Annotated in this window: 16 protein-coding genes; 6 read left to right on the top strand and 10 right to left on the bottom strand. The window is 66.6% G+C overall.

The window, feature by feature from the left end; all coding sequences use genetic code 11:
- Positions 1-2: 2 nt before the first annotated feature.
- Positions 3-623, bottom strand: a complete 621-nt coding sequence (locus ABL843_RS06245) for a PilN domain-containing protein (RefSeq protein ID WP_126022982.1) — start codon at positions 621-623, stop codon at positions 3-5.
- Positions 620-1699, bottom strand: a complete 1080-nt coding sequence (locus tag ABL843_RS06240; protein ID WP_093196407.1) for a pilus assembly protein PilM — start codon at positions 1697-1699, stop codon at positions 620-622. The genes ABL843_RS06245 and ABL843_RS06240 overlap by 4 nt, the downstream gene beginning before the upstream one ends.
- A gap of 241 nt (positions 1700-1940) precedes the next feature.
- Here ABL843_RS06240 and ABL843_RS06235 point away from each other — a divergent pair, with 241 nt between their 5' ends.
- On the top strand, positions 1941-4349 hold the full coding sequence (locus tag ABL843_RS06235) for a penicillin-binding protein 1A (RefSeq protein ID WP_126022981.1): 2409 nt from the start codon (positions 1941-1943) through the stop codon (positions 4347-4349).
- A gap of 18 nt (positions 4350-4367) precedes the next feature.
- On the opposite strand, the gene cyaY is transcribed toward ABL843_RS06235, so the two are convergent.
- Positions 4368-4700: an iron donor protein CyaY gene (gene cyaY / locus ABL843_RS06230; RefSeq protein WP_126022980.1), complete on the bottom strand. Its 333-nt coding sequence runs from the start codon at positions 4698-4700 to the stop codon at positions 4368-4370.
- Positions 4701-4736: 36 nt separating this feature from the next.
- Here cyaY and lptM point away from each other — a divergent pair, with 36 nt between their 5' ends.
- Together lptM and lysA are read left to right on the top strand one after the other, a co-directional pair.
- The gene (gene lptM, locus ABL843_RS06225; RefSeq protein ID WP_418119321.1) at positions 4737-5018 is read left to right on the top strand and encodes an LPS translocon maturation chaperone LptM; all 282 of its coding nucleotides are present in this window, start codon (positions 4737-4739) and stop codon (positions 5016-5018) included.
- Entirely contained in the window at positions 5015-6298 is a 1284-nt protein-coding gene (gene lysA / locus ABL843_RS06220; protein ID WP_418119320.1) for a diaminopimelate decarboxylase, read from the top strand. Before lptM ends, lysA begins: the two co-directional genes overlap by 4 nt.
- A gap of 13 nt (positions 6299-6311) precedes the next feature.
- On the opposite strand, the gene ABL843_RS06215 is transcribed toward lysA, so the two are convergent.
- The 5 genes from ABL843_RS06215 to ABL843_RS06195 all read right to left on the bottom strand — a co-directional run bounded on the left by ABL843_RS06215 (position 6312) and on the right by ABL843_RS06195 (position 12422).
- A complete protein-coding gene (locus ABL843_RS06215; RefSeq protein WP_418119319.1) occupies positions 6312-6956 on the bottom strand; it encodes a sulfite oxidase heme-binding subunit YedZ in 645 nt (214 codons plus the stop codon).
- Between the two features lie 28 nt (positions 6957-6984).
- Positions 6985-8022, bottom strand: coding sequence for a protein-methionine-sulfoxide reductase catalytic subunit MsrP (gene msrP, locus ABL843_RS06210; protein WP_418119318.1), 1038 nt, complete (start codon positions 8020-8022; stop codon positions 6985-6987).
- A gap of 118 nt (positions 8023-8140) precedes the next feature.
- On the bottom strand, positions 8141-9457 hold the full coding sequence (gene ccsB, locus ABL843_RS06205; protein ID WP_418119317.1) for a c-type cytochrome biogenesis protein CcsB: 1317 nt from the start codon (positions 9455-9457) through the stop codon (positions 8141-8143).
- Positions 9458-9471: 14 nt separating this feature from the next.
- The gene (locus ABL843_RS06200) at positions 9472-11634 is read right to left on the bottom strand and encodes a cytochrome c biogenesis protein ResB (RefSeq protein WP_126022975.1); all 2163 of its coding nucleotides are present in this window, start codon (positions 11632-11634) and stop codon (positions 9472-9474) included.
- A gap of 113 nt (positions 11635-11747) precedes the next feature.
- A complete protein-coding gene (locus ABL843_RS06195) occupies positions 11748-12422 on the bottom strand; it encodes a c-type cytochrome (protein WP_176667929.1) in 675 nt (224 codons plus the stop codon).
- Between the two features lie 72 nt (positions 12423-12494).
- Here ABL843_RS06195 and yihA point away from each other — a divergent pair, with 72 nt between their 5' ends.
- Positions 12495-13244 (top strand): ribosome biogenesis GTP-binding protein YihA/YsxC, encoded by a 750-nt coding sequence (yihA, locus tag ABL843_RS06190; protein WP_418119316.1) that lies wholly within the window; start codon positions 12495-12497, stop codon positions 13242-13244.
- A gap of 89 nt (positions 13245-13333) precedes the next feature.
- A complete protein-coding gene (locus ABL843_RS06185) occupies positions 13334-14248 on the top strand; it encodes an alpha/beta fold hydrolase (protein WP_418119315.1) in 915 nt (304 codons plus the stop codon).
- Here ABL843_RS06185 and ABL843_RS06180 read toward each other — a convergent pair.
- Positions 14242-15126 carry a lipid A biosynthesis acyltransferase gene (locus ABL843_RS06180; protein WP_184635058.1) on the bottom strand — a complete coding sequence of 295 codons (885 nt, stop codon included), beginning with the start codon at positions 15124-15126 and terminating at the stop codon, positions 14242-14244. The genes ABL843_RS06185 and ABL843_RS06180 overlap by 7 nt on opposite strands.
- The gene (locus tag ABL843_RS06175; protein ID WP_369659461.1) at positions 15123-16013 is read right to left on the bottom strand and encodes a lysophospholipid acyltransferase family protein; all 891 of its coding nucleotides are present in this window, start codon (positions 16011-16013) and stop codon (positions 15123-15125) included. Before ABL843_RS06175 ends, ABL843_RS06180 begins: the two co-directional genes overlap by 4 nt.
- A gap of 220 nt (positions 16014-16233) precedes the next feature.
- Between ABL843_RS06175 and metK the strand changes: the two genes are divergently transcribed.
- Complete coding sequence (metK, locus tag ABL843_RS06170; protein WP_126022969.1) at positions 16234-17418, top strand: methionine adenosyltransferase; 1185 nt, start codon at positions 16234-16236, stop codon at positions 17416-17418.
- Position 17419 lies beyond the last annotated feature (1 nt).

The raw sequence follows: 17419 nt of genomic DNA, 5'->3' as shown, positions 1-17419 counted from the left end.
GGTTACCCCTTGGACTGCGCCGTTGCGGCCAGGGCCTTTTCGGCGGCAGCCTTCTGAGCATCGGTGGGGCGTTTCAGGCCAATGCGCATCGTGAAGTTCGCCACGCGACGCTGATCGCGCGGGTTCAGGTTCACGTTCGCCGACGTGATTTCGACCAGCTCGGGCTTCACCAGCCAGGGACTGTTGTTGCCGAGGTTGCGCAGCAACTCCGAAACCCGCTCGTTCGACTGCGCCATGCCTTGCAGGGTGACAGTCTGGTTGTCCTGCTTCATGTTGGTCAGGTACACGCCATCGGGCAGTTGCCGGACCAGTTCATTGAGCAGGTGCACGGGCAGGTTGCGGTCGCCCTGCAGGTCTTCGACCGCCTGCTGGCGGGCGCGCAGCGCGGCGATTTCTTCCTGCAGCGTCGAGATTTCCTTGATCTCGACTTCGAGCTTCTTGATCTCGGCCTGCAGAAAGCCGTTCGTGGAACGCTGCGCCGAGATCTGCGCCTCGAACCAGAGATAACCAAGGCCGGCGATCAGGACGCCCAGGATCGCCGCGGCACCCAGGGTGCCGTAGAACGCCTCGCGCCTGCGCTTGCGCGCAGCTTCGCGGTGCGGGAGCAGATTGATGAGGATCACTGCAGGAACCTCCGCATGGCCAGGCCGCAAGAGGTCAGATAGGACGGAGCCTCGCGGCGGACCTTCTTCTCGCGGACGTTCGAGCTGATTTCCATGCCTTCGAAGGGATTCAGCAAGGAGCAGGCGAACGAGGTCTGCCGCGTCACCGCGTTGGTCAGGCCGGGCAGCGAGGCCGATCCGCCTGCCAGCAGCACATAGTCGACACGGTTGTGCGGCGTGCTGGTGAAGAAGAACTGGAGCGCGCGGGCGATTTCCTGCGCGATGCTTTCCACGAAGGGCTTGAGCACGCCAGAGCCGTAGTCGTCGGGCAGGTCGCCGCTGCGCTTCTTCGCCTCGGCCTCCTCGGCCGAAAACCCGTACTGGCGCACGATCAGCTGGGTGAGCTGGGCACCGCCGAACGCCTGGTCGCGGTCGTACAGCACTTCCTGGTTGCGCAGCACCTGCATGCTGGTGGTGAAGGCGCCCACTTCGAAGAGAGCGACGATCGAATCGACGCCCTTGCCGGGCAACTGTTCGATCAGGCGGGCGGTAGCCAGGCGCGATGCGTAGGACTCGACGTCGAGGATCATCGCCTTCAGGCCGGCGGCTTCCGCCAGGCCCTCGCGGTCCTGGACCTTTTCCTTGCGCGACGCGGCGATCAGCACTTCCACGTCGCCGGCAGAGGTGGTGCTCGGACCGGTCACGCAGAAGTCGAGGCTCACCTCGTCGAGCGAGAACGGGATGTACTGGTTGGCTTCCGACTCGACCTGGATCTCGAGCTCCTGCTCGCTCATGCCGCCCGGAAGAATGATCTTCTTGGTGATCACGGCCGACGGAGGCAGTGCCAATGCCACGTTGCGGGTGCGCGTGCCGCTCTTGCGGATGACGCGACGGACGGCTTCCGCCACCTCGTCGAACTTCTCGACGTTGCCGTCGGTGATCCAGCCGCGTTCCAGGGGCTCGATGGCGCAGCGCTCCAGGACCAGCTTGCCGCTGGCCTCACGGCCGAGCTCGACCAGCTTGACGCTGGACGAACTTACGTCCAGCCCCAGCAGGGGAGCGTTCTGACGACGAAACAATGATCCAAGAGCAGCCAAGGCAGGTTCCTCTTCCCCTATATTTGTAACCAATAGAAAAAATTGAATTCGGTTGCATGCTAGCAGCAGGCTTAGCGGCAACCAAGCGACGCCGCAGGGCAAATTCCTCAAGCGTTGTCAAAACCTGACGGCAAAACCGCATTTTGTAACTTTTGAATTAGGGCAATGCAAGCCCTGCAAAGATCGGATCGTTCGGAAGGGGCGGCTTTTTATAATGTCGGGTGACTCTGTGCGGCCCCTCATGCAAGAAACTTCCAGCCCCAAAGGGCCAGCCAAGAACTCCCCCTCCACTCGCCCGACCTGGCTGAAATGGCTGTTGCGCCTTTTCTTCTGGAGCTTCGGCATCGCCCTGGCCGGCGCGCTGGCCGTGCTGTGCGTGGTGGCAGTGGCCCTCGCGGTGGCGTATCCGAACCTGCCCGACATCAGCGAGCTCTCCGACTACCGGCCCAAGCTGCCGCTGCGGGTTTTCTCGGCCGAAGGCATCCTGATCGGCGAGTTCGGCGAGGAGCGCCGCAACCTCACTCCCATCTCGGCCATCCCGAAGGTCGTGAAGGACGCCGTCCTGGCGGCCGAAGACGCCCGCTTCTACGACCACGGCGGCGTCGACTACAAGGGCATGGTCCGCGCCGGCCTGGCCAACATGAACCGCGTGAAGAGCCAGGGCGCATCGACCATCACGATGCAGGTGGCGCGCAACGTCTACCTGAGCTCCGAGAAGACGCTCACCCGCAAGATCTACGAGGTGCTGCTGACCTTCAAGCTGGAGCACCTGCTCACGAAGGACCAGATCTTCGAGATCTACCTGAACCAGATCTACCTCGGAAACCGCGCCTATGGCTTCGCCGCCGCTTCCGAGGCCTATTTCGGCAAGCCCCTGCAGGAACTCACGATCGCCCAGGCCGCGATGCTGGCCGGCCTGCCCAAGGCACCGGGCGCGAACAACCCGGTCAACAACCCGCAGCGCGCGCGCGGCCGCCAGTTCTACGTGATCGACCGCATGCAGGAGGCCGGCTTCATCACCGCCGAACAGGCCGCGGAAGCCAAGAAGGAAGAGCTGCACCTGCGCGACGCCGCCGACCCGAACCGCCTGCACGCCGAATACGTGGCTGAAACGGTTCGCCAGCTGATGTACGCCCAGTACGGCGACAGCACCTACACGCGCGGCCTCAAGGTCTACACCTCGCTGGTCGCGGCCGACCAGGCGGCCGCCTACAAGGCGCTGCGCAAGGGCATCATGGACTACGAGCGCCGCCAGATCTATCGCGGCCCCGAGAAGTTCGTCGACCTGCCGAACGACCCCAAGGACCTCGACGAAGCAGTCGACGACGCGCTCAACGACCACCCCGACAACGGCGACGTGATGGCCGCGGTCGTGCTCAAGGCCACGCCCAAGCAGATCGACGCGGTGCGCGGCAATGGCGATCCCGTCCAGATCACCGGCGAAGGGCTCAAGCCGGCCCAGTCGGGTCTCTCCGACAAGGCCCCGCCGAACATCAAGATCCGTCGCGGCGCGGTCATCCGCGTGGTGAAGACGCCCAAGAACACCTGGGAAATCACGCAGCTTCCCGAGGTCGAGGGCGCATTCGTCGCCATGGACCCGCGCGACGGCGCCATCAAGGCGCTGGTCGGCGGCTTCGACTTCGGCAAGAACAAGTTCAACCATGTGACGCAGGCCTGGCGCCAGCCGGGCTCCAGCTTCAAGCCCTTCATCTATTCAGCGGCGCTCGAAAAGGGCTTCACGCCCGCCACGGTCATCAACGACGGCCCGCTCTTCTTCGACGCCGGCACCACCGGCGGCCAACCCTGGGAGCCGAAGAACTACGGCGGCGGCTACGACGGCCCGATGTCGATGCGCACCGCGCTGATGAAGTCGAAGAACCTCGTGTCCATCCGCATCCTGCAGTCCATCGGCACGCGCTATGCGCAGGAGTGGATCACCAACTTCGGCTTCGACAAGGAAAAGCACCCCGCCTACCTGCCGATGGCGCTGGGCGCGGGCTCGGTCACGCCGATGCAGATGGCGGTGGGCTATTCGGTCTTCGCCAACGGCGGCTACCGCGTCAATCCGTACCTCGTCACGCGCATCACCGACCACAAGGACAAGGTGCTGGTCGACAAGCAGCCGCCGCTCCTGAACGAATCGCTGCGTGTCATCCCGCAGCGCAACGCCTTCATCATGGACACGCTGCTGAATTCCGTCGCTCGCGGCGGCACCGCGGCCAAGGCGCAGGCCATGCTCAAGCGCCCCGACCTCTACGGCAAGACGGGCACCACCAACGACTCGCTCGACGCCTGGTTCGCCGGCTTCCAGCCCACCATGACGGCCATCTCGTGGATCGGTTACGACACCCCGCGCAACCTGGGCGACCGCGAGACCGGCGGCGGCCTGAGCCTTCCGATCTGGATCACCTACATGGAAACCGCCATCAAGGGCGTGCCGGTGACTGAACTGTCGGCCAACCCGCCAGCGGGCATCGTGAATGTGGGTGGCGAGTGGTACTACGACGACTACGCGCCGGGACGCGGCGTTGCCAGCCTGGGTGTCGAGTCCGCACCGGCGGCGCCGGTCGAAGCCCCGGCGGGTGGTCCGATCGGCGCTCCTGCGCAACCCGAGGAGCGCAACCGCATCCTCGACCTGTTCCGCAACTGAGCGTCGCAGGCAGGGAGTTCAGGGAGCCGTGAAGTCCAGCGGCTGCCCGGCCTGCAGCGTCGCCTCGCGCGACAGGTTGCCGAAGAATTCCTCGCCGGTCTTGGTGTCCACCCAGGCCTTGCCGTCATGGCGGTAGTGGTAGCCGCCGGAACGCGCGGCAAGCCAGATTTCCTGCAACGGCTTCTGCAGGTTCACGATCAGCTGGCTGCCGTTGCGGAATGAAATCGTGATCATCCCGCCCACCCTCTGGTTGTCGATGTCGGCGTCGGTCGCTTCGTTGATGCGGTCGCAGCCCAGTTCGATGGCGGCAAGCGCAGCCTCGGCGCGATCCATGTATTCGGTGTCGGTCATTACAATTTCGCCATGTTGAACGTTCACCAAATTCTAGTGAGCACCCGCGTCCGCGCCGCGCTCATGGTCTGCCTTGCCGTGGGCACCGCCGGGCTCGTCGCTGCCTGCGGACAGCGCGGTGCGCTGTACCTGCCGACCGATCCGGCAGCCGCCGGGCGCGCCACCTTGCCGGAGCTCATGACGCCGGACAGCCTGCGGTCTTCGTCGTCATCTTCGTCCTCCAGCCAGGCGGCGCCCGCTCCGGCTGCCGCGGCCAGCGCGCCAGCCGGCAGCACCAGCACCAGCACCAGCACCACCAGCACGGAGCAGCGCAAGTGAGTTCCGGCACCCCCATCTCCCTGCCCGGCCAGCCGCACGTCGCCGAGCGCGACGGCACGCTGCACGTCGAAGGCGTGGCGCTCGACGCGCTGGCCCGCGAACACGGCACTCCTCTCTTCGTCTACTCCAGGCAGTGGATGCTGGACGCCCTGGCGGCTTACCAGCGCGGCTTCGAGGGTCGTGATGCGCTCATCTGCTACGCGATGAAGGCCAACTCCTCGCTCGGCGTTCTGCGCGTGTTCGCGGAAGCCGGCTGCGGCTTCGACATCGTCTCCGGCGGCGAGCTCTCGCGCGTGCTGGCCGTCGGTGCCGATCCGAAGAAGATCATCTTCTCGGGCGTCGGCAAGACCCGCGCCGAGATGCGCCAGGCCCTCGCTGCCGGCATCGCCTGCTTCAACGTCGAGAGCGAAGCCGAGCTTGACGTGCTCCACGAAGTGGCGGTGGCCGAAGGCAAGCGCGCGCCGATCAGCATCCGCATCAATCCGAACGTCGATCCGAAGACGCACCCCTACATTTCCACCGGCCTGAAGGGCAACAAGTTCGGCATCGCGCACGACCGCGCCGTCGAGGCCTACAAGCATGCCGCACGGCTGCAGGGGCTGGAGGTGGTGGGCATCGACTGCCACATCGGCTCGCAGATCACCGAAGCCTCGCCCTACCTCGACGCCTGCGACCGCGTGCTCGACCTGGTGGAAGCCATCGAGGCAGCCGGGGTGCCGATCCATCACCTGGACTTCGGTGGCGGCCTGGGCATCGACTACAACGGCGAGGTGCCACCCAAGGCCGATGCGCTGTGGCAGCAGCTGCTGGCCAAGCTCGACGCGCGGGGCTTCGGCAAGCGCAAGCTGGTCATCGAGCCAGGCCGCTCGCTGGTCGGCAACGCCGGCGTGTGCGTGACCGAAGTGCTCTACACCAAGCCGGGCGAGGACAAGAACTTCTGCATCGTCGACGCGGCCATGAATGACCTGCCCCGCCCCGCGATGTACCAGGCCTTCCAGCGCATCGAGCCGGTGCGCGTGCGCGCGGGCAATGCCACGACCTACGACGTGGTCGGCCCGGTCTGCGAGAGCGGAGACTGGATCGGCCGCGACCGCGCGCTCAACGTGGTGTCGGGCGACCTGCTGGCCGTGCTGTCGGCGGGCGCGTACTGCATGAGCATGTCCAGCAACTACAACACGCGCGGCCGCGCCGCCGAGGTGCTGGTGAGCGGCGCGAGCGCAAAGCTGATCCGCCGTCGCGAGACGATGGACGACCAGCTGCGCAGCGAGATCGACGGCTGACTGCCCTTCGGCGTCAGCCGGTGCGCACCGCGCCGGCCGACGCCGGCTTCGCCTTCCCGCGCTTGTTCGCGAAGTAGTTCCACACGCGCCACGCGAGCAGCACCGCGATGATCGCGGCGTAGACGAACACTTCCGCGAAGTTGTTCTTGCCCGCGCGCATCCAGAAGAAGTGCAGCAGGCCGAGCCCTGCGATCAGGTAGACCAGCTTGTGCAGCATCTGCCACCGCTTCGCACCCATCGCCTTGATCGCACGGTTGAACGACGTGGCCGCCAGCGGCGTCAGCAGCACGAAGGCCGAGAAGCCCACCAGGATGAACGGCCGCTTGGCGATGTCCTTGGCGATGTCGCCCCACTCGAAGCCCATGTCGAACCAGCTGTAGCACAGCAGGTGCAGCACCACATAGAAGTACGCGAACAGGCCCAGCATGCGGCGGTAGCGCGCGAGCGCGTTCCACTTGCTCATCACCCGTAGCGGCGTCACCGCCAGCACGATGCAGATGAAACGCAGGGTCCAGTCGCCGGTGGCGCGGATCAGGAACTCCGCGGGGTTGGCACCCAGCCCGTCCGTGAACGCGCCGTAGCCCAGCCGCGCGAACGGCAGCAGGCACAGCAGGAAGACGACCGGCTTGGTCGCGGGATGCATGAGCAGCTTGTTCATGGGGCGCTCGCCACGTGCCGAGGCCGGCTCAGTAGTTCTTCTTCAGGTCCATGCCCGCGTAGAGCTGGCCGACCTGTGCTTCATAGCCGTTGAACAGCTCCGTCTTGCGCCGTTTTGCGAAGAGGCCGCCGCCGTCGCCGATCCGGCGCTCGGTGGCCTGGCTCCATCGCGGATGGTCGACGTTGGGATTCACGTTCGAATAGAAACCGTATTCGTTGGCCGCGGCCTTGTTCCAGGCGGTGCTGGGCTCCTTCTCGACGAAGCGGATCTTCACGATCGACTTGGCCGACTTGAAGCCGTACTTCCACGGCACCACCAGCCGCACCGGCGCGCCGTTCTGGTTGGGCAGCACCTCGCCGTACATGCCGAAGGCCAGCAGCGTGAGCGGGTGCATCGCCTCGTCCATGCGCAGGCCCTCGGTGTAGGGCCAGTCGAGCACGCGCGAGCCGACGAAGGGCATGGTCTTCGGGTCGGCCAGCGTCACGAACTCGACGAACCTGGCGTTGCCCTGCGGCTCGACCTTCTTGATGAGTTCGGCCAGCGAGTAGCCGACCCACGGGATCACCATCGACCAGCCCTCGACGCAGCGCAGGCGGTAGATGCGCTCCTCCTGCGCGCTGAGCTTGAGCAGGTCCTCGATGCCGTACTTTCCCGGCTTCTTGACCAGCCCTTCCACCTCCACGGTCCATGGCCGCGTCTTCAGCGTACCGGCGTTCTTGGCCGGGTCGGCCTTGTCGGTGCCGAACTCGTAGAAGTTGTTGTAGGTGGAGGCATCCTTGTAGTCGGTGACCTTTTCCATCGACATGGCGCCGGGCACCGCCGACTTCGCGGCGGGCAGCGGCGCCAGCTTGTTGGGGCGCTCGGTCTGCGCCAGGGCTTCGCGCGAGGCGAAGGCCGCCAGCGCGGCTCCCGCGGCGCCCCCGGCCATGAGCTTGAGCATGTCGCGGCGGCCCTCGTAGACCTCTCGGGGCGTGATCTCGCTGGACAGCGGATGGATGAAGCCGTTGTCGCCGCTGTTGCTGGCGGTACGACGGATGGGGCGGCTGGGATGGGAAGGGAACGACATGACGGGCCTTTCGCGGAATCGTTGTTCTCAGGGTAGTTCGTGGCAAACCCTGATCTGGTTACGCGCCGCCGGAGCGCGCGGTTTCAATAATTCTTCGCGAAAGCCCGCGGGCCTGCACTCACAGGGTACCGTAGCTGTGCAAGCCGCTCAGGAACATGTTCACGCCCAGGAAGGCGAAGGTCGTCACCGCCAGCCCGCCCAGCGCCCACCAGGCCGCCACGGTGCCGCGCAGGCCCTTCACCAGCCGCATGTGCAGCCAGGCCGCGTAGTTGAGCCAGACGATCAGCGCCCAGGTCTCCTTCGGGTCCCAGCTCCAGTAGCCGCCCCAGGCATCGGCCGCCCAGAGGGCGCCCAGCACGGTGGCGATGGTGAAGAAGGCGAAGCCGACGGTGATCGACTTGTACATGACGTCGTCGAGCACCTCGTTGGCCGGCAGGCGCGCGGCGATGCGCTTGCGACCCAGCAGGATGCCCGCGGCGATCAGCGCCGAGATGCCCGCGTAGATCACCCAGTAGCTGCCGCCGGCCTCCTGCACGCGCTGGCGGAACGCCACCGGCACGAAGCACAGCGCCACGCCCAGCAGCCAGATCGGCGTGAGCTTGTACCAGCGCTTCTCGTCCGCCTGTTCCTTGATGAGGTAGGCGAAGGCGACCATGGCCGCGAGCGCGAAGGTGCCGTAGCCGATGAAGTTGGCCGGCACGTGAAGCTTCATCCACCAGCTCTGCAGGGCCGGCACCAGCGGCTGGATCTCGTGAGCCTCGCGCACGATCGTGTACCAGAGCAGGAAGCCCACCGCCGCGCTGACCACCAGCATCACGAAGGCACCGAGTGCACGCGTGCCGTAGCGCTCCTCGAAGTACAGGTAGAAGGCCGCCGTCAGCCAGCAGAACAGCACGAACACCTCGTACAGGTTGCTCACGGGGATGTGGCCGATGTCCGGGCCGAGCTGGTGGCTTTCGTACCAGCGAACCATGGTGCCGATCAGCGCCATCGTCACCGCCGCCCACGCCAGGCGCGAGCCGATCGCGTCGAAGGTGTCCGCCTGCTTTCCGCCGAAGAAGCCCAGCCAGTAGAACAGCGTGCTCATGAAGAACAGCACGCTCATCCACAGGATGGCCGACTGGCTCGACAGGAAGTACTTGAGCCAGAACACCGTGTCGGCACGCGCCAGGTCGCCCTGGTACGAGGCGATGGCCAGCAGCGAAGCCGCAGCCACCACGATCGCCAGCACCCGCAGCGGCCGCCAGAACCAGCCGATGGCGATGGTCGCGATCACCGCCGCGGCGAGGATCGGCTTCTCGTAGGAATCCATCGACCCCGCGTAGCGCGCGAAGGCGAAGAGGCCGCCGGCGACCACCAGCGCCGCGAACACCCAGTCGAACAGGTTGCGGCGCGAGAGCCAGCTTTCATTGAGCGTGAGGGTCGTGGTGTTCATGTCGTCTCGTGGTCTTATGCGTTCAGGGCGAGCAGCTTGCGTTTGAGATGCTCGAATTCGCGGTCGCTGTCGATGGTCTTGCGATTGACCGAGAAGGCCATCGTGGCGGCCGTCATTGCGGATGCATCGCCTTCGCCGGCCTTGCCATCCGGCGCCAGCCACACCCAGAGGCGGCGCTCGCGCACGTACAGCATGGCAAAAATGCCGACGATCAGCAACAGGCAACCCAGGTAGACGATGTTCTTGCCGGGGGCGCGCGCCACCTGGAACACGCTGGCCTGCACCTGGGTGAAGTCGGTCATCATCATCGCGACCGGCGCCGGGTAGAAATGCGCGTCGCTGATGGCCAGCACGGCCTGCGTCAGGTAGGCCTGCGACTTCTCGTCGTTGGGCAGCGCGGCCAGGCCGGCGCCTTCGCGGCTCAGGTTCAGCACCTCGAACAGCACGTCGTTGAGGATGCGCACCAGCACCCCGCCGGCGCGCTCGCGCTCGGCCTCGGGCACGTTGGCTTCCATGAATTCGGCGATCGCCTGCCAGCCGCCCACGGTGGTGGCGTCGGCCTTGGCGCGCTCGCTGCCCGCGAACAGCGCCAGTGCGCGCGTGGCGGACACGCGCAGCTGCTCGGCCATCTCGGGACGCTTGGGGTCGGTGGCCTTGGCGATGTAGCGCTCGACGGCACGCTCGCGCGTGGCGGCGTCGCCGAGGGCGGCGCGCATGCGCACGAAGCCGTCCATGGAGCCCTGGTCGTCGGCCGGCACGCGCAGGTAGCGGAAGGGCTCCTCGGGCTTCTCGCGCATGCCCAGCAGGAACACCGGCTGGCCGTCGCCGGTATCGACCGGCACCATGTAGTTCTGGTACTCGCGCGCCTGGCCGGCGGCGTCGCGCAGCTTGTAGCCGATGCTCGGGCCGATGTTGCGCAGCACCTTCGGCTTGTTGGTCTTGTTGGCTGCCCCCAGGCGCGATTCGATGTCGTGGCGCAGGTCGACCTTGCGCACGTCGGCGCCGCTGCCCATGGCGTTGGCGTCGGCGAAGTTCTCGACGTTGATCACGCGCAGCGCGGCGTACTCGAGCGTGAGCTTGTCCTTGCCGTTGGTGATCTCGGTGCTGGGCCCGCCGATGACGCCTTCCACCTCGAAGGGCTTGGCCGCGGCAGCCATCGGCACCGCCTTGAGCTTCACCTTGGAGCCGCCATCGTCGAAGCTCGACTGGTAGATCTCCACGCCCTTGTAGCTGGCCGGGTGGTTGACCTCGATGCGCGCGGGCACCTGCTCGCCGGTCTCGCGGTCGTGCAGGACCACCTCGCTCGCGAAGAGCTTGGGCATGCCGGTCGAGTAGTAGTCGACGATGAACTTCTTCAGCTCGATGGAGAACGGCAGCTCCTGCAGCAGCACTCCGTCGGACTGGTTCAGGATGGCGACGCTGCCCTGCCCGCCCTCGGGCACGAGGATGTTGCCGCGGAAGGTCGGGTTGCTCGCCGACAGCCGGTGCTGCGGCGGCACGTCGGCGATCATGCCGCCGCCGGTGAACACGCTCTTGCCGTTGAACCAGGTCTGCGCGCGCACCACCAGGTCGCCGTCGAGCAGGCCACCGATGCACACCAGCACGATGGCGCTGTGGGCGGCGATGTAGCCCAGCTTGTGGGCGCCGCCGGCACGCGCCGCGACCATCCAGCCCGCGGCCTGCCTGCCGTCGCCAGTTGCCTCGCGCTGCTGCAGCTTGACCTTCCAGCCGCCGCTCACCAGCAGTTGCCCGATCCGGTTGGCGGCGACGTCCGGCGTTTCACCGAGACGGTTCTCGGCGCGCTGGCCGAAGGCCTTGAGGCTCTGAGCGCGGATGTCTTCCTTGAAGGTCCTGAGGTCGACCAGGATGCGCGGCGTGTTGCGCACGATGCACAGCGTGGTGCTGATCACCAGGAATAGCAGGATCAGCAGGAACCACCAGGCGCTGTAGATCGAGTCGAGCCGCGCGGTGCGGAAGAGCTCGGCCCAGAACGGGCCGAACTGGTTGATGTAGTTGTTGATCGGCTCGTGCTGCTTGAGCACCGTACCGATGATCGACGCGATGCAGATGATCGTGAGCAGCGCGATCGCGAAGCGCATCGACGACAGCAGTTCCACCGCGGCGCGAAGCATCTGCGGTCCGCGATGAACGCGAAGGCCATGGGTGGAGACGGACATCGGGCGAGAGTAGGAAGAGAAAAAAACAAAAAGGCGGGCCATCCTGCTGGATCGGCCCGCCCTTTGTTTGGGGTTGTTATCGGCGGCTGGTCACGCTCCAGGGAGCGCCATCATCAACGCAAACCGGCAATGTAGTCGGCGACCGCCTTGATTTCCCTGTCGTTGAGCTTGGCGGCGACGCCGGTCATGGGCAGGCTGTTCAGGCGGACGTTGTCGCGGAAGGCCGTGAGCTGGGCCACGGTGTAGTCGGCGTTCTGGCCGCCCAGGCGCGGGTACTGGGCCGGGATGCCGGCGCCGTTGGGGCTGTGGCAGCCGGCGCAGGCCGGGATCTGGCGGTCGCCGATGCCGCCGCGGTAGATCTTCTCGCCCAGGGCGATGGTGTCCTTGTCCTTCGAGAAGCCCGGCTTGACCTTCTTCGAGCCGACGAACCAGGCGATGTTGCGCATGTCTTCTTCCGACAGCGCCGAGGCCAGCGGCTTCATGATCGCGCTCTTGCGGGCGCCGGACTTGAAGTCCTGCAGCTGCTTGAGGATGTATTCGGGGTGTTGCTGCGCCAGCTTCGGGTTGGCGGCGATGGCGGAGTTGCCGTCGGCGTTGTGGCAGGAGGCGCAGCTCTGGCTGTTTGCCGGCGTTGCGTTGAAGAGCGCATCCCCCTTGGCGGGGTCCGGCTTGGCCGGCTTGGCGGCCGCCGGGGCGGCAGGAGCGGCCGCGTGTTCATCGGCTGCAAAACTCACGCTGGATGCGATGCCCACGAGGGCCGCAAGCACAATATTGGCAAACAACTTCATATCGGGGGCTTCGAATTTATGGCGCAAAACCTCACGATTCTACAATGTGGGCCCTGTTTCGAAAGTCCGTAGATGCCCTCCCCGCGCGCCAAGCCCACCGCCTATCCTCCCCGCGCGGCGCCCGCCGCAGACCCCAAGGTTGCCGAACGCGAACGCATGGCGCTGGGCTGGCTGCACACCGCCCACTTCCTCACCAGCGCTCCCCAGCTGGAGCATCTGCCCCCTTTCGACCTGCCCGAGATCGCCTTCGTTGGCCGCTCCAACGCGGGCAAGTCGACCGCCATCAACACCCTCACCCAGCAGACGCGCCTGGCCTTCGCCTCCAAGACGCCCGGCCGCACGCAGCACATCAACCTGTTCGGCATCGGCAAGCAGAAGGTCGATGACGCGGTGCTTGCCGACCTGCCCGGCTACGGCTACGCGGCCGTGCCGCGCGAGGCCAAGCTGCGCTGGCAGCGCGTGATGGGCAACTACCTGATGACGCGCGAGAACCTGCGCGGCGTGGTGCTCATGTGCGATCCGCGCCACGGTCTGACCGAGCTCGACGAGATCCTGCTCGACGTGATCCGCCCGCGCGTGCAGCAGGGCCTGAAGTTCCTCGTGCTGCTCACCAAGGCCGACAAGCTCACCCGCAGCGAGGGCGCCAAGGTGCTGTCCATTACGCGACTGCAGGCCGGTGGCGGCGAGGTGAAACTGTTCTCGGCCCTGAAGAAGCAAGGCGTGGGCGAGGCGGCGGAGCTGCTGTGGCGCTGGGTGCACCCGGAGGGCGCCGACGCATCGGCCGCCGAGCCCGAGCCACCGCCGCCACCAGAAGGCGCCTGACGATCCGGCAGGCTGCACCGACCGTCCCATCTGCGAAGTTCACTATCAAAACAATAGCGACGCCAGTCAACCCGAAGGAGACAAGAAGCATGATCGAGACATTCCAGCGCAGCCTGCCCAACGGCACCACCCTGAGCTGCCGCGCCGCCGGCCAGCCGGGCCGGCCGCTGATGGTGTTCCTCCACGGATTCCCCGAGGCCGCGTTCATCTGGGACGAACTGCTCGAGTACTTCGCCGACCCGGCCCACGGCGGCTACCGCTGCGTGGCGCCCAACCTGCGCGGCTTCGAGAAGTCGAGCTCGCCCGCCGACGTGGCTGCCTACAAGGCGCCCCTGCTGATCCAGGACATCCAGCAGCTCGCCGCCACCGAGAGCGCCGACGGCACCATGGCCGCGCTGGTCGCCCACGACTGGGGCGGCGCCTTCGGCTGGGGCTATGCCAATGCCTTCCCGCAGCAGGTCGGACGCCTGGTCATCATCAATTCGCCGCACCCGGGCACCTTCACCCGCGAGCTGCGCAACAACCCGGCGCAGCAGCAGGCAAGCGCCTACATGAACTTCCTCGCGCGCCCCGACGCCGAGGCGCTGCTCGCGGCCGACGACTTCAAGCGCATGTGGCCCTTCTTCCTGCTGATGAAGGCCGGCCCCGACGGCTTCGGCTGGCTCACCGAGGAAGTGAAGCAGCAGTACCGCGAGGTCTGGAGCGCGGGCCTCACGGGCGCCTGCAACCTCTACCGCGTGACGCCGATGAAGCCGCCGCTGCCCGGCCAGACCGTCGACGGCATCCCCGTGCTGCCGCGCGAGCGCCTGATGGTGGAAGTGCCGACCTTCGTGTTCTGGGCGCTCGACGACGCCGCGCTGCTGCCCGGCCTGCTCGAAGGACTCGACGAGTACGTGCCGAAGCTGGAGATCAAGAAGGTGCCGAACGCGACCCACTGGATCGTGCACGAGCAGCCGCAGTTGGTTGCGCGCGAGATCGAGGGATTCCTGCAGCGGAATCAGTAGATCGGCGGCTCGCCTTCGGGCCGCGTCTTGAAGCGGCGGTGCACCCAGTAATACTGGGACGGCATCGTGTCGATGTAGCCCTGCAGCCGCTCGTTCATGAGCGCAGTGTCGGCCTCGACGTCGTCGGTCGGGAAGTTCTGCCAGGTCGGCAGGATCTCGATTTCATAGCCCTCGCGCGTGAGCTTCGACACCACCGGCACCACCTTGGCCTTGCCCAGCCGCGCGAAGCGCGACAGCGACGGCACGGTGGCCGCCTGCACGCCGTAGAAGGGCACGAAGATGGTCTGGTCGCGGCCGAAGTCCATGTCGGGCAGCAGGTACAGCAGGCCGCCCTTGCGCAGGCCCTGCAGCACCGGCTTGATGCCGTCCACCCGGTTGAGCGCCGCCACGTCGCCGAAGCGGGTGCGGCCCTCGCGGATCCAGGCGTCGATCATCGGATCGCGCTGCGTCGTGTAGATCGTGGCCGAGGGGCGCGCGGTGTGCATGGTGAGCGCGGTGGCCGCCGCGTCGAGGCCGTAGAAGTGCGGCGCGAAGAGGATCATCGGCGCATCGCCCTCGGCGATCTCGCGGATCTCCGAGGCCGCGCCCACTACCTTGAGCCGGCTCGCCACCGTCTTCTCTGGCGCATGCCAGAGCCAGCCACGATCGAGCCAGGACTGCGCCACGTAGACGAATGTCTCGCGCGCGATGGCGCGCCGCTCGGCTTCCGATTTATCGGGGAAGCAGACCGCCAGGTTGGTGTCGACCACGCGCCGCCGTGGTACCGCCACGGTGTGCAGGATGCGCCCGAGGAACGCGCCGAAACCGCGCACCACGGGCAGCGGCAGCGGCGCGATCACGCGCATGAAGCCGATGCCGAGTCGGGAACCGAGGCTCATGCAGCTTCCCCTGCGGCGGCGACCACGCGCTCGGCGCGCGGTTCCTTGTAGCGGGCGTAGTCCCAGACGTACTGGCCCGGCAGGCTGTGGATGAGGCGGCCGATGGCATCGTTCATCGCGGCAGCGGCATCCTCGATGGGAGCGGACGGGTCGGTCAGCGCGGTGCCGACGATGGGCTCGAAGCGGATCACGTAGCCCGCGCCACGCGGCAGGCGTTCGCACACGCTCAAAAAGCAGGCCGCGCCGGTCTGCTGCGCGAGTCGGGGAAGAAGGGTCATGGTGTAGGCGGGCCGGCCGAGGAAGGGCGCCCACACGCCCTGCCCCAGCGGAGGCACCTGGTCGGGCAGGATGCCGGTGTAGCCGCCGCTGCGCAGCGTGCGGATCAGGCCGCGCACGCCGGTGTTGTTGGTGGGCAGGGTCTGCAGGCCGGGCCTGTCGCGCGAGCCGGCGGCAATCAGGTCGGCCATCCATTTCTTGCGCGCGGGGCGAAACAGCGCGGTGATCGGCCCGTAGGTCGGCAGAAAGCGCTCGCCGATGGCCTGGCCGCACATCTCCCAGCTGCCGAGATGCGGCGCGACCAGGATCACGCCCTTCTTCGCCTGCATGGCCGCCTCGAAGGCTTCGACGCCTTCCCAGCGCACCACGCGGTTCAGCACGGTCTGTCCATGCGGACGCAGCCAGAGCCATGGCAGCTCGGACGCCATCTTGCCAGCGGCGGCGATGGCCGGGCGGTATTGCTCGGGGCCGAAGCCCGCGCTCTCTGCATTGGCCTTGAAGCGGCGGCGATAGCCGGGTGCGCTCCACCAGACCAGCCAGCCCAGCAATGCACCGAACCGATGCATCAGCGGCATCGGCACGCGGGCAAGCAGGCGGAACAGGGTGATCATCGAATACGGGAGGGAGTCAAAACACGGACGCGCGCGCATGGTATTGCGCGGCTCGAATAGAATGCAAATTGTCGCCGAGTTACGGAACAACTTGCAGGGCGACAAACACAAGCGCAGCAATGCGATTGTGCCGGGCCGAGAAATCGGCATCTGCTAAAGCGTTCGCCAGAGCTCCGCAGAGTTGGCAACGCGCCAAGTCAAATCAAGGAGTTTTGAACAAATGGCGAACGACTTCCTCTTCACGTCCGAATCCGTCTCCGAAGGCCACCCCGACAAGGTCGCCGACCAGATCTCGGACGCCATCCTGGACGCGATCTTCGAGCAGGACCCCCGCAGCCGAGTGGCAGCCGAGACGCTGACCAACACCGGCCTGGTCGTGCTGGCCGGCGAGATCACCACCAACGCGCACGTCGACTACATCCAGGTCGCGCGCGACACCATCAAGCGCATCGGCTACGACAACACCGACTACGGCATCGACTACAAGGGCTGCGCCGTGATGGTCTGCTACGACAAGCAGTCCAACGACATCGCCCAGGGGGTGGACCACGCGAGCGACGACCACCTGAACACCGGCGCCGGCGACCAGGGCCTGATGTTCGGCTACGCCTGCGACGAAACGCCCGAGCTGATGCCCGCGCCCATCTACTACGCGCACCGCCTCGTCGAGCGCCAGGCCCAGCTGCGCAAGGACGGCCGCCTGCCCTTCCTGCGTCCCGACGCCAAGAGCCAGGTGACGATGCGCTATGTCGATGGCAAGCCCCACAGCATCGACACCGTGGTGCTCTCCACCCAGCACAGCCCCGACCAGAGCGAGACGCCCACCAAGATGAAGGCATCGTTCAACGAAGCCATCATCGAGGAGATCATCAAGCCGGTGCTGCCCAAGGAGTGGCTGAAGGACACGCGCTACCTGATCAACCCGACCGGCCGCTTCGTCATCGGCGGCCCGCAGGGTGACTGCGGCCTCACCGGCCGCAAGATCATCGTCGACACCTACGGCGGCGCCTGCCCGCACGGCGGCGGCGCGTTCTCGGGCAAGGACCCGTCGAAGGTCGACCGCTCGGCCGCCTACGCCGCGCGCTACGTCGCCAAGAACATCGTGGCCGCCGGCCTGGCGCGCCAGTGCCAGATCCAGGTGGCCTACGCCATCGGCGTGGCACAGCCGATGAACATCACGGTCTACACCGAAGGCACGGGCGTCATCCCCGACGAGAAGATCGCCGAACTGGTGCGCGAGCATTTCGACCTGCGTCCGAAGGGCATCATCCAGATGCTCGACCTGCTGCGCCCGATCTACCAGAAGACCGCCGCCTACGGCCACTTCGGCCGCGAGGAGCCCGAGTTCACCTGGGAAGCGACCACCCAGGCCGCCGCACTGCGCGCGGCAGCCGGCCTCAAGTAAG

The sequence above is a fragment of the Variovorax sp. 350MFTsu5.1 genome (assembly GCF_048302515.1).
In the GTDB taxonomy this organism is placed as follows: Bacteria; Pseudomonadota; Gammaproteobacteria; order Burkholderiales; family Burkholderiaceae_C; genus Variovorax; species Variovorax guangxiensis.
The sequence above is the reverse complement of the archived record's forward strand: the minus strand, read 5'-3'. Positions and strand labels throughout refer to the sequence as shown.

Coding starts and splice junctions, on each gene's coding strand:
- ABL843_RS06185 (WP_418119315.1), top strand. CDS start 13,334: ATGATCGAGACATTCCAGCGCAGCCTGCCCAACGGCACCACCCTGAGC.
- ABL843_RS06200 (WP_126022975.1), bottom strand. CDS start 11,634: ATGTCCGTCTCCACCCATGGCCTTCGCGTTCATCGCGGACCGCAGATG.
- ABL843_RS06235 (WP_126022981.1), top strand. CDS start 1,941: ATGCAAGAAACTTCCAGCCCCAAAGGGCCAGCCAAGAACTCCCCCTCC.
- ABL843_RS06175 (WP_369659461.1), bottom strand. CDS start 16,013: ATGATCACCCTGTTCCGCCTGCTTGCCCGCGTGCCGATGCCGCTGATG.
- ABL843_RS06180 (WP_184635058.1), bottom strand. CDS start 15,126: ATGAGCCTCGGTTCCCGACTCGGCATCGGCTTCATGCGCGTGATCGCG.
- ccsB (WP_418119317.1), bottom strand. CDS start 9,457: ATGAACACCACGACCCTCACGCTCAATGAAAGCTGGCTCTCGCGCCGC.
- ABL843_RS06195 (WP_176667929.1), bottom strand. CDS start 12,422: ATGAAGTTGTTTGCCAATATTGTGCTTGCGGCCCTCGTGGGCATCGCA.
- yihA (WP_418119316.1), top strand. CDS start 12,495: ATGCCCTCCCCGCGCGCCAAGCCCACCGCCTATCCTCCCCGCGCGGCG.
- cyaY (WP_126022980.1), bottom strand. CDS start 4,700: ATGACCGACACCGAATACATGGATCGCGCCGAGGCTGCGCTTGCCGCC.
- msrP (WP_418119318.1), bottom strand. CDS start 8,022: ATGTCGTTCCCTTCCCATCCCAGCCGCCCCATCCGTCGTACCGCCAGC.
- metK (WP_126022969.1), top strand. CDS start 16,234: ATGGCGAACGACTTCCTCTTCACGTCCGAATCCGTCTCCGAAGGCCAC.
- ABL843_RS06215 (WP_418119319.1), bottom strand. CDS start 6,956: ATGAACAAGCTGCTCATGCATCCCGCGACCAAGCCGGTCGTCTTCCTG.